Below are 11,683 nucleotides of genomic sequence, written 5' to 3' on the forward strand. Positions count from 1 at the left end.
CAAAAATTACTTCTTCTGTGTATTTATAAAATTCAGTCAAAATCAAGTCTTCTACTTTTAATATGCTCGTGGTGTTGCGGCATTGACAGCATTGCTTCAATGTGAGGATTTGCCCATCCTGCTGCTATTTTCAGAAAATCAGGATCGTCATTGACACAATCGAGCCGTGTGTAAGTCACCGTTGGATATTGACGCTGCAAAGATTGAATCGCATCTTCGACATCAAGAATGGTTTCATAATTATCTGTAACCCAGCCGAGGGGTTTAAACAGAATTGTTTGGGCCCCTGCTGTAATCAAACTTTTCGCCGCTTGTTTCAAATTGGGTTGTGACCAATTGATGAAAGGTGTGTCATGATTTACCCAACCGATGGAGACTAGGGGATATTGATGTTGCAACTTTGCTTGGACACCATCATAAAGGGCTTGTCCATCAATTACCCCAGTTAACAATCCTTGCGCTTTTTCTGGGCCACCGTGAACCGTTAATACAATACCAATTTGAGACTGAAAAAAGCGACCAACAAATAGCTGATTCAGAGTTTCCTTAATTCTACGCGCCATCAAATCAATGTAGGCAGGTTCAGTTGCAAAGGCTGGAATATATCGAATTGTTTTGAAGGTTGAATGTTCAGGCTCATTTACAGATGCAGTTGCAGCAATAACTTCATTAACTTGCTCGACAGCTATTTTGCCCGTGAATGCAGAATCGACCACAAGCATTGGATAAATCAGCAAATTTTGAAACCCTTGCTCAATGATATCTGCTACAACTTCTTGCACAAAGGGTTGACAGAAATAAAATCCTTTGAACACTTGCACCCTATTTCCCCATTGGTGTTGTAACTGTTCTTCAATACCAAGACGTTGTTTTTCAAAAATCTCATTTTCGAGTGACATGAAATGATCGTGCTTGACTCCAAAATTGTACAAATCTTGAAGTGCGAGAAACCAACCAGCAAGAGGATATAGCCATTCTGGAATCGGCACAAATTGAGATGCAATGTACTTCGTTGCAGCTTGGTTGTAAACACTCAGAGCGCGATAAGATTGCACTTCACCATACCCTGCAAGTAAAACTGCAACGCGTTGACTATTTTGGTTTTCGACGGGTTGCGTCGCTTGAAATTGATGATTAATAATCATTTTTTTAAGCCTAAGTAAGTTGTTTTTTAGAAGTACGTTGTAAATGAAGCCACATAGAAATTCCCGTAAAAATTGATATGAGCAAGCCGAGAGCATTTACCCGCATTTCTCACAAGCTTTAGGCGTTTGATAGAGCAGAGGGGCAGAGGGGCAGAGGGGAAAGAACTTGGTATTTGAACTCTCCCCTGCTCCCCTGCACAAGCACGGGCTTTGAGAGGTGTGGTGAGAAATCCGGGATTTAGGAAGGGATAAATGACTTTTAGATTAAGTTTGAAAAGTATTGGCGATTGGAAATCGCTACTACACAAACAAAGTCTACCTCCGTGGACTAATACAAAATCAAGGGTTTGTAACCTGCGGAGGCAGGTTTTGCCTGTGTAGCCGCGATTTCCAATCGCTGAGGCAAGTAATAAATTAGACTTTTTAAACAACCTCTTAGACAGCTATCGACAGAATAATTTTGCCTAGCATCTGCTTTTCTACTGTAAAGCGCGGCGCTGTCCTGAATGCAGAGTTAGCATCCAAACTCCATCGAACAAAAGATTGATGCCAATGAAAGTGCCAATCAGCCAAACTGCGTTAAATGGAAAGTTAGACCAAATGAAAATACCGAAAATAATGCCGATGATTCCGCTTACAAGCATTAATCCCCAGTTAGATGAAATCCGGCGCATTTGAAATGCGATCGCCACTTGAATCACGCCTTGCACAAAAATAGTAATACCCAGCACTAACGTCAGGGCAAGCACCCCTTGAAACGGATTTGCCACCACGAGAATTCCAGCCAGGAGATACAAAAGACCTAGAATCAGCTTCCCGATAACTTTACCTGCACCTCTTGATTGAAAGGCATAAACAATTTGAGCAATTCCAGCAAAGATGAATATCCAGCCAAATAGTAAGGTTGAAGCAACGCTGGCAAAGAAAGGAAATGCGATCGCAATGATGCCCAACACGATCGTGAGAATAGCGATCGCAGTTGTCCATCCAGAACTAACAACTTGCTCATCAATTTCAGGCTCAATAACTCTCATGCTGATCTCCTTTTAAATTTATATAAAAAATTTGATGGCTCAATGTTGTACAAATTGTGGTAATGATTTACGATTTGTGATATCAATCGAGCTTTGGCTTAACCCAACCAGTTGAGCGACTCGAAAGGCAGAAGCGATCGCTCCTTCATGCAAGCCATCACCAAGGTAGGCTCCTGCATGGTAGGTGTTGTTCTCGCCATTAGTGGCAACTACTTCATCTCGGTATTGAAAAGATTCAGTGGTATATAATGGGGTGTGATGTTTTTGAATGTGAATAATGCGATCGCTAGCAATCAACTCCTCTAGTTGGAACGAGAGAAAATAATTTGGTGGCGATGAGATGTCACAAATCTGATTTAGGCAACTGTTATAACCCCATCGGCTTTTTGCCTGAAAAAAATCAAATTCTGAGGGTTGTTTAATGTCATAGCGGGTGTATATGGAACTATCTGTATGCAGTAAGGTAGTCGCATAATTGGCTTTCCAGGCAGAAAACCGTTTGATTTCGGCATCCGTTGGATCTGCTAACAGCGCCATTACTTGGTCGGGTGGTGTAGCAAACACGACTTTATCAAACTCCTGAATTTCACCCGTCCTTCGCACAATTTTCACAGCATCCGAGCTTCTGGAAATCCGGTCAATATCTGCATTCAGCAAAACCTCACCCTGAAATCGCGCCAGAATTTTTTCAATGTAAGAATACACACCGCCTTTAATCCTGACCCAATTGACTGCAACATCGTTGCGTAAGACAGGCATTGCCAATTCTGCCGGAAAATCATCAATCAATTCCAACGGCATTGAATAGCTATACATAACTAGCAATTTTAGCCAAGTATTGCGAGTACAGGCACGTTTCAAGTATTGCGACAAAGGCTGATTATAGAAATCTTGCAGGTGAGCAAATTGTATTCTTAGCCATAATCCAGCAGAACGAGCATAGAGGGTATCGAGGCGTAAATATTCGAGCAGGCGGCGAATACCTGTGAAGTTCTTCTGGATTGCGACTCCCGATAAAAAGTGGCTGCCATCTTTGAAAAACATCGCTGAACCCATATTCACAGGTTCTAATTCCACCCCTAACTCTTCCATGAGGGCGATGAAGTTATGAAACACAGTCGGAAATTCCAGCACTCCATTTTCCAAAATTTCATTACAATCAGATTGGTTCGGCTGAACATTCTTGTTCAGTGTCCGAATATGTCCACCTAAAGTAGATTGCCGTTCAAACACAGTGACATGATGCCCTTGTTTATCGAGCAGGTAAGCTGTCACCATGCCACTGGCTCCCCCCCCAACGATCGCAATTCTCATGATTTACCTCTCAATTAAAATAATTCGTAATTCGTAATTCGTAATTCGTAATTCGTAATTAAGTTTTGTAGCGGATTCTAAATCCCCGTTGCAAAACTTTCTGCTTGTTAGTTGCTATGAAACTTAAACCCTCAGAGTTGGTCAACATAATTCGTAATTGATAATGACGCTCGTTCCTCGCTAACGCTGCGCTATCGCTACCGCAACGCTTTCGTAATTCGTAGTTACAATCAGTGGGGGCTTGAACCCTCTTTAATTACGAATTACGAATTAGTAATTATTTGGTCGCCCGATAACCGTTGATACAGCAATGCACCTGTCCAAAATGTGGGAGCAAAGCCTGGATAGCCAGATGAGGCATTGCAGAAATAGAAATGGTTGAGTGAGGTTTCGTGATTCAGTCGCCCCATACCCATGTTGCGCGGTGTGAGACTGGAGCCGTAAGAATTACCATTGGGACACCAGCAAAAACGCTCATTGGTAGTAGGGCTACCTGTGATATGGAAGACCATGTGTTTTCTAAAGTTCGGTACATAGTTTTTTTCTACAACATCAAGGATGGAGTCTAAGATTTCTTGCTTTTTCTGGTTGTAAGCTTTGCGATCGCTCTCCCGTAATTCCTGGAAGTATTTGTAATTGGCAACTGTGAGAAATTCCACAATCTGGCAGTCTTCTGGGCAATCCCGGCTTCCTTTAGTTAATAAAGTGGGCGTTGTGATGGCAAAACTAGGATTAGAAAAGTCATTGCGATCGTACATCTGCGTGAAGGCTTCATTTAAATCGTGATGCCCTGTATGAAAGAGATTCCACTTACCAAATCCATATTCTCGGAGGTCGATATCTTTGACGACGCAATAAGCCATGTAGTTAGATGGCGAATATTCATAGTTGAGTTTTCGACGTAGACTTTTAGAAAACTGCGATTCCCCGATCATCTTGGCGGCTTTTTTGGGGTCAATATTGCAAATTACGGTGTCGCCTGTAAATTCATGGGTTTGATGGGTGGTGAGATCCATCGCCTGAACTCCCGTAACTGTTCTGTCTGTGACTCTAAAATTCGTAACTTCATGGTTGAGAAGCACCTGTCCCCCGTATGATTCGATAACATTAACCAACGAATTAATCACATGTTCAAAATGCTGGGTTGGGTAAAATGCGCCTGCTTGATAGCCTCGGAACAATATAACCCAAGCATAGAAAGAGAGTTGATTTGGCGGCAGCAAAAAATCAGGCCATTGCAGGGCTAATAGGGTTTGAGCATCTTGGGGTAGCTGGAACTTGTCAAAGACATCCTGAAGTGTGCTATTGAGATACTGGACAGTAGAGAATACCTCATTTGGATGTTTTAGCAGTTCAATTGGCTTGATCGGTGGAGAGAGTCTTTTCAAACCTGCACCAGTCTTTTCTACTTCGTTGACGAATTGGCAAATCAGATCGCCATGAGCAGGAAACAAATTAGACAATCGCTGGATTAGTTCTTCTGGTTCCGAGGGAATATCCAACTTATGCTCTGGCATTCGCATGCGATCAAAGCCGTCCGAGTCATAACGTTCAAAAGTTACTTCTCGCTCTAACTCTAGTTTTTTGAGTACCCGATTGACGGTTTGCCCTTCACCGCAGTCCCAGACATAATGAAATTGAGCGTTAAACGTATACTTTTTAGCCATTGTAAACGTATGCCCAAAGCCTCCAGGATGCTCATGGGCTTCGAGAATTTGCACAGTCTTGCCAGACTTTGCCATTAAAGCGCCAAATACTAATGCTGATAAACCACTACCGACAATCAGGTAATCCGGTTTCATAAGAAAGTTCCTCGAACAATAAAAATCTTTACAGGATAGCTATAGCGTTTATACCTGAGAATTGGACATTCAGTAATTGGTTCTGACTTCTTCAGAGCCAATTACGCTGGATTAACTAGCAGGATAGCCAACCTGGGCGATCGCTGTCTTAATTGCTGATTCAGGAGATTCAGTTTCCACTACAACAGTCTTGGTTGTTGGATCGCTATGTACGGTAGCACTAGCATCGACTGTTTTAATCGCGTTAGTGATGGTGTTTACGCGCAACTGTTTCATAAGCTTCGGGCTTCAATCCCCTTCAATGTATTTGCAACTGCAACAATTCCTATGAGGAACCCATTACTTACATCTAGCTTTATCTCTGAGTAGACTTATACCAAGCTTGATCCCATTGCTGCATCTGATTTATTTCGGCAGTTTGGGTTTTAATGATGGACTGAGCTAATTTGCGAATTTCTGGTTTGGTAGTTTTGCTAGAAACCATCTGCCCCATCTTTACTGCCATTTGGTGATGGGGAATCATCTGGCGAATAAATTCCTTGTCAAAATCGGTGGCATTTTTCAAGGCTTCCAAATCTACTTCCATGCCTTTCATGTCGGCGTTCATAGACATTTGCATCATCCCTTGGTTGCTACCTTGACCGGTCGTACTCTGATGCATTCTCATCATTTGCAGACGATTCATCGCCATAGTAGGAACTTCTTTGCCGTACCATGCTTTGTACCAAGTTCGCATTTGTTGAATTTCACGCACTTGGTCTTTTTTAATGGCTTGAGCGAGTTGTTTGATTTCAGGACGCTTCGCACGGCTTAAGGCTAAATCTGCCATCTGCACTGCTTGTTCGTGGTGGGGAATCATCATTGTGATGAAATGCTGATCGACTTGACCCATCATTCCTTGTTGATCGGCGGTAGTTTGACCAAATGGGTGATGATAATTATGTTCTGAATCTGGAGTTTTAGCTTGTGTACTATTTGTAACTAATAAGCCAACAATGGTACTACTAGTAACAAGCCCGATGAAACTATAAATCAGTGTTTTACTATTCATATATCTACCTGTATTATTTATTTTGCATACGTATTATGGTTCGACTACTCGCATGATTTTTGACCTGTTTCAAGTTTTAAAAAATTTCATCTTAATTTCATTTCTGTATGCATAGCTTTTTTTTAGGGTTATGCTGTTTAGGCAAAACTTACCTAAAGGCTTTGACTAAAGCCTTAAACTCGACTTGCAGTGACTTGTCATGACGCGAGATAGGTGGGATCTGGCGATCGATACTGAGGAATTCGTATACTGCCATCTGAGCAGCTCGCACTGAATACTCAACTGTGAAGACGACATCATCAGCAATTTCCACAAACTGGCTGATGAAAGCGAGGTTCTTTGAGCTACGAGGGATCGGCAACGGTCGATCGCTACGTAAACGAGGCATAAACATACTTGTGATGTACGGCATTCTGCAAGGAATACAGTTTGCCGATTCTACGATGTCCAAATCGAATCGTAAATGACCGCAGAGTTCTCGCAGAATTTCTTCACCGTTGCACTCACTCATTGGCTTAGGCACGAAGTTACCCACGCGATCGCCAAAAAGAGCATATCCCCAGAAGACTTGTACATCAGCAGGCTGATTTATAAAATGGGGTTGATAGGCGAGGACAATAGACATCAACCAGTTTGAGTCTTTAAACGTTATCAGCCCGCCAGTCCCCGCTTCATTACCGCTAAATTTAGCGATTTTGTCGAAGAATGCAGGGTTTTTCAGTGTCACCGTAAAAGACTCCCAGAGAGACTGGGCAATGCTGCTGTTAAAAGCAGCCGGATTACCAAAATCTGGACTTTCTGTTGCCAGCTTTTCCCACAAAGTCCAACTAGTGCAGTCCTGTTTAGTCAGCTTCTTGGGCGCACTTGTCATCGACCCTAGACTTGAGGCATCGGTCATCGAGCCATTTTGTAGAAAAACCAAGTCGCTATCTTTAACCGCGATGGTTTTGCTTTCACCACTCTGCTGATAATGAATGCCTGTCACTACTAACTTACCCTCTGCTGTGGTGCGATCGAGATCCGTCACCTTGCAATCAACGAGGAAATGGACATTTTGGGCAGCAAGCCAATTTTGTAAGGGAAGAATCAACGAATCATACTGATTGTAGATGGTGCGTTTAACCCCTGCGAGGGTTTCAATCCGAGAGAATTCCAGCATGAAGCGATGCAAGTAACGCTTGAATTCAACAGCACTATGCCACGGCTGGAAGGCGAACGTAGTCACCCACATATACCAAAATTCAGTCTCAAAGAATTCAGGGGAAAGCCAATCTGTGATACAACTAGCACCTAACTCAGTTTCACCAGCTTGGGTAAGCCTCAGTAACTCTTGACGATTTTGCATGGAAAAGCCCATCGAACTCACAGGGACTTTCGCCCGTCGGCTGTCAACCAGACGCGCCATTGAATTTGACTTGTGCTGCTCATTGAACTCCATCGTTTCGTCAAATACCGTTTTACCGGGCGAACTCAGGGAGGGAATCGACTTGAAAAGATCCCAAGTGCATTCGTAATTGTCCGTCGTTAACATCCTTCCCCCGCGCAGGGAATAGCCATCTGTAGGGTTCCCGGCTCCATCCATACTTCCGCCCAGCAGGGGCTTTGCTTCTAGGATAAAAATATTTCCGCCAGGAAGTCTGCCGTCTCGAATCATGAAGGCGGCGGCGGCCAAAGAGCCGATACCACCACCTAACAAATAGGCATTAGATACTTTACCCATATCAACTAAGTCCCTGCAAAGCTTGGTTTAATCGTGTCTTACGTCTTTTGTGAACCTAAATCTAAAGTTCCTGACGTGTTGGACGGATAATCATTTCGTTCACATCAACATCATCGGGTTGCTCAATGGCGTAGGCGATCGCCCGGGCGATCGCATCTGCATCAATAGCGATCGCATAAAGTTGATTAATTCCTGCTGCTGTGTCTTTATCGCTAATCGTGGTAGTCAGTTCAGTGGCAACGGCTCCTGGTGAGATATTAGTCGAACGGATTTCACCGTTTGACTCTAGTCGCAGCCCTTCAGAGATCGCTCGCACTGCGTACTTAGTAGCACAGTAGACTGCTGACCCAGGAAACACCTTATGTCCGGCCACTGACGATAGGTTAATGATGTGACCAGACTTTTGCTGACGCATAATCGGCAACACGGCAGCAATTCCATAGAGAACGCCCTTAATGTTGACATCGATCATCCGATCCCATTCCTCCACCTTTACTTGATCGAGAGGAGAGAGCGGCATCAAGCCAGCATTATTAATTAGCACGTCGATCCGGCTGTATGTACTCAAAGTTTCCTTCGCCAAGGCTTCCACCTGTGAGCGATCTACCACATCCGTCACTCGATAGGTTGCAGTTCCTCCTAATTTAGCGATCTCTGCAACCAAATCTTTGAGCCGATCTTCACGGCGGGCGGCTAGCATCAGTTTTGCTCCACTAGCAGCAAGTCGCTTCGCAGTCGCCTCACCTAAACCACTGCTGGCTCCGGTGATAATTACTACTTTGTTTTGAATAAGAGACATATTGATTAATGCAGGTTATGAAATATTGGATGCTGTTTTATCTAAACTCAGCATTATGCAACCATATCAACTAGCTTGTAGCTGAATCAAGGTTTTTCTTCCAGCCGCGTCACTAATCCGAACCGCTATCATCACACCGTTTGAGTTCTGTCCCGTTAAAACTTCAGTTGGTGAATCGACGGTGTGAGCATAAGTCACTTCATCTCTACCCACTTCAATCACCAAATCATCTCCCTTGCCGGGGCGATCGTAAACCATTGCCATTAAAGGTGCATCCTGAATCAGTTCTGCATCACCGAGTTCTGAATCTATGATTTCGATTGAAATATGCCGTCCACGATTACCACTTGAAAACAGATCAAAAAATTCACCCCATCGCTCACGCGGCACAGATTTGTTAATGTCAATTTTACTTACCATGATGACTCCTTTAGATATCTTCAGAAATTAAACCAAAAATTAAATATGCGTTATCCAGAACCCTTCTAGAGACATAGCACTGTTACGTCTCTACGTTCTTTTTCACTTCTATGTTTAATGTTGGCAGGTTAATAATTCAAAGCCTTAGACAGGGATCGACATACTCATTCCATGACTAATTTTGTCTAGCATCTGCCTCGCCTGACTGACATCTTCGTTGCTCCCTGTCACAAGGATTATGAACTCGCCTGCTTGAATTTGAGTTTCGTACTTCACTATTTCGTGCTTGGGGATTCCTAACCCTCCTAAAGCACCTGCCAGTCCTCCGACAGCAGCAGCACCAGCAGCACCAACAAGGGTTCCTTCCAACCAACCGGCCAATACTCCTGCAATGGGGCCAGCAATGATGATTGGAGCGACTCCGGGAATAAACAACACTCCAGCCCCAGCTAAAATGCCAAATAAACCTCCGACAAAGCTACCCCAATAACCACCTCCTGCGGCTCCAGCAATGGCAGTATCTTTCCAGGTGAGAAATCCCCGCACATGTTCAGTGGTTTGGTAGTCTTTACCAATAATCGAGAGCTTTTGCATATCGAAGCCTGATTTTTGCAGCTCCAATACAACCCTTTCTGCTTCTGCATGGGAGGGGAAATTAGCAACAACCGTATGTGTATATGTCATGAATTTGTCTCCTTTATCTATGTCAACCTAATTCATAATTATTAATTCATAATTCATAATTAAAAAGGGTTTATCCCTAATGCTTATACAAGCAATAAGAGTTTTTTTTTAGGGTCTGAAACAGTCTTTAATTAGGAATTAGGAATTAGGAATTACGTTAGCGACGCGCAAAGCGAGTCCGCGTACTCTGTAAGAGTTGCAAGCTACGCTTTTAGCGTCTCGTAGAGAGCGTCATTACGAATTATTTTTATCGTGTCTTACTTCTTTGTAGTTACTGTTGCGGCTTCGGCATCTAGTCTGGCGGCGATCGCTTCTAAGGTGGCTTTTTCTGCCTCTTCAATGGTTGCGATCGCTAGGAAGGTTGCCGTAGCTGCATGGTTTTCAGCTTTATCTGCCCGATGTTCGAGTTTCTTTGCTTTGCGACCCGTTTTCCATTCCTCGACATGGGACTTCACTTCAGATTCTTTTTCCTCGAATTGAGTTTTGAGCTTTGCCCGATAATCATCGAATTCTTTTTTCTTAGCGTCTAGCTTTGTCTTCGCTTCATCAATTTGAGATTCAATCTCAATTTGAGTTTTTTTCGGCGCAGATTGAATACTTTCTCTCAGCGATTTTACCCGATCTTCAACCGCTTCTAAATTGTCATGAAGATTTTTGGTGAAGTTATCAATTGCAGTACTCATGATAATTGCCTTAGTATGTTGAATTTCTGAAATCTGGCTAGATTATTGTCAAGCTAAGATTGAATCTCAGCTTTAGTTTGTTTTGCCGCACATTTAATGTTTACAAATTTTGACCAACATAACCTCTACCTTTGGAACGTTTTAGTATAATTCATACAATTTATACAGTATTTAAACCCTTGGTGACACCTATTTTCTATTAGAACTAATTCTTTTCTGCTGCTTTTAGCAAGACTTTCAGTACTAGGTTCACACAATAATATTGCAGTATTCCTGCCACCATCTTAAACTACGAATAGAACGTATTTAAACTGATTTTTTCACAAGCAAGTGTAAGTATATTCCTTGAGGAATAGTAATTAAAATCCAATACAGTTCAGTAGAGGTGCGTTTGGCTTTACTTTTCTCTAAATGTTGCGGTTTTTCAGCGGCGTTCATCTTTGACATGAGAGGTATCACCTCTGCTGGAACTGGCTGCTCAACTGACGGTGACTCATCACTGGGAGTAATGTCAGGCTGAGAGATTGGCTGCTGTTTATCTACTGGTTTATAAGCTACAAGGTTAAGCTCTGGACTTGGGTCGTTGGGTTTTGGCTGTTGTTTAGGTGGCTTGGGCGGTAAGCGAAGCCATGCCGTTAGGCTTATCGTTCGGTAGACTTCATCAGAACTTTCTTTCCTGAACTTTGGGAAATGAGTGTATTTTAACCGCCAATTTATTTCACTAAATCGCTCCTCATCGCCAGAACGAAAGTATAGTTAGCTTTTTAGGTAACAAGCAATTTGGAGCATTAGTTTTTCATTACTTTGGTGTAAAACTTGTGAAAATCTTTGCGGTCTACTTAAATTGTCATAGAATCAGTTCATTCTGTAACTAATATATATATGTTTTTTCATCAAAAATCGCATAGTACTAAGAAAATATGATTATCGCAGTTACTAATCAAAAGGGAGGAGTAGCCAAGACAACCTCTACTATCGCACTAAGTGGATTGCTGGCAGAAAGTTCCTCCTGCCTTGTAGTTGACTTTGAT

General features: G+C 42.8%; 12 protein-coding genes. 1 reads left to right on the forward strand and 11 read right to left on the reverse strand.

Annotation, left to right across the window (positions count from 1 at the left end):
• Window positions 1–32: 32 nt before the first annotated feature.
• From CDG79_RS19200 to CDG79_RS19250, 11 genes are all read right to left on the reverse strand, one after another.
• On the reverse strand, window positions 33–1,145 hold the full coding sequence (locus CDG79_RS19200) for a ferrochelatase (protein WP_094343544.1): 1,113 nt from the start codon (window positions 1,143–1,145) through the stop codon (window positions 33–35).
• A 479-nt stretch (window positions 1,146–1,624) separates the two neighbouring features.
• Window positions 1,625–2,179 carry an HdeD family acid-resistance protein gene (locus CDG79_RS19205; RefSeq protein ID WP_094343545.1) on the reverse strand — a complete coding sequence of 185 codons (555 nt, stop codon included), beginning with the start codon at window positions 2,177–2,179 and terminating at the stop codon, window positions 1,625–1,627.
• Window positions 2,180–2,218: 39 nt separating this feature from the next.
• Window positions 2,219–3,493: an FAD-dependent oxidoreductase gene (locus CDG79_RS19210; protein WP_094343546.1), complete on the reverse strand. Its 1,275-nt coding sequence runs from the start codon at window positions 3,491–3,493 to the stop codon at window positions 2,219–2,221.
• Window positions 3,494–3,756: 263 nt separating this feature from the next.
• Window positions 3,757–5,295, reverse strand: a complete 1,539-nt coding sequence (locus CDG79_RS19215) for a phytoene desaturase family protein (protein ID WP_094343547.1) — start codon at window positions 5,293–5,295, stop codon at window positions 3,757–3,759.
• A gap of 111 nt (window positions 5,296–5,406) precedes the next feature.
• Window positions 5,407–5,571 carry a cation transporter gene (locus CDG79_RS19220; RefSeq protein ID WP_094343548.1) on the reverse strand — a complete coding sequence of 55 codons (165 nt, stop codon included), beginning with the start codon at window positions 5,569–5,571 and terminating at the stop codon, window positions 5,407–5,409.
• A 79-nt stretch (window positions 5,572–5,650) separates the two neighbouring features.
• The gene (locus tag CDG79_RS19225) at window positions 5,651–6,346 is read right to left on the reverse strand and encodes a DUF305 domain-containing protein (protein WP_094343549.1); all 696 of its coding nucleotides are present in this window, start codon (window positions 6,344–6,346) and stop codon (window positions 5,651–5,653) included.
• A 148-nt stretch (window positions 6,347–6,494) separates the two neighbouring features.
• The gene (locus tag CDG79_RS19230) at window positions 6,495–8,066 is read right to left on the reverse strand and encodes an oleate hydratase (protein ID WP_094343550.1); all 1,572 of its coding nucleotides are present in this window, start codon (window positions 8,064–8,066) and stop codon (window positions 6,495–6,497) included.
• A 61-nt stretch (window positions 8,067–8,127) separates the two neighbouring features.
• Window positions 8,128–8,865, reverse strand: a complete 738-nt coding sequence (locus CDG79_RS19235; RefSeq protein WP_094343551.1) for an SDR family oxidoreductase — start codon at window positions 8,863–8,865, stop codon at window positions 8,128–8,130.
• Window positions 8,866–8,931: 66 nt separating this feature from the next.
• Window positions 8,932–9,285: a DUF5335 family protein gene (locus CDG79_RS19240; RefSeq protein ID WP_094343552.1), complete on the reverse strand. Its 354-nt coding sequence runs from the start codon at window positions 9,283–9,285 to the stop codon at window positions 8,932–8,934.
• Between the two features lie 144 nt (window positions 9,286–9,429).
• Window positions 9,430–9,969 (reverse strand): general stress protein, encoded by a 540-nt coding sequence (locus CDG79_RS19245; protein ID WP_094343553.1) that lies wholly within the window; start codon window positions 9,967–9,969, stop codon window positions 9,430–9,432.
• A 257-nt stretch (window positions 9,970–10,226) separates the two neighbouring features.
• The gene (locus CDG79_RS19250; protein ID WP_094343554.1) at window positions 10,227–10,652 is read right to left on the reverse strand and encodes a hypothetical protein; all 426 of its coding nucleotides are present in this window, start codon (window positions 10,650–10,652) and stop codon (window positions 10,227–10,229) included.
• A 920-nt stretch (window positions 10,653–11,572) separates the two neighbouring features.
• On the opposite strand from CDG79_RS19250, the gene CDG79_RS19255 reads away from it, so the two are divergent.
• A partial coding sequence (locus tag CDG79_RS19255) for a ParA family protein (protein ID WP_143855521.1) occupies window positions 11,573–11,683 on the forward strand: 111 nt, incomplete at its 3' end.

The sequence above is a fragment of the Nostoc sp. 'Peltigera membranacea cyanobiont' 232 genome, from assembly GCF_002245985.1.
Lineage (GTDB): Bacteria > Cyanobacteriota > Cyanobacteriia > Cyanobacteriales > Nostocaceae > Nostoc.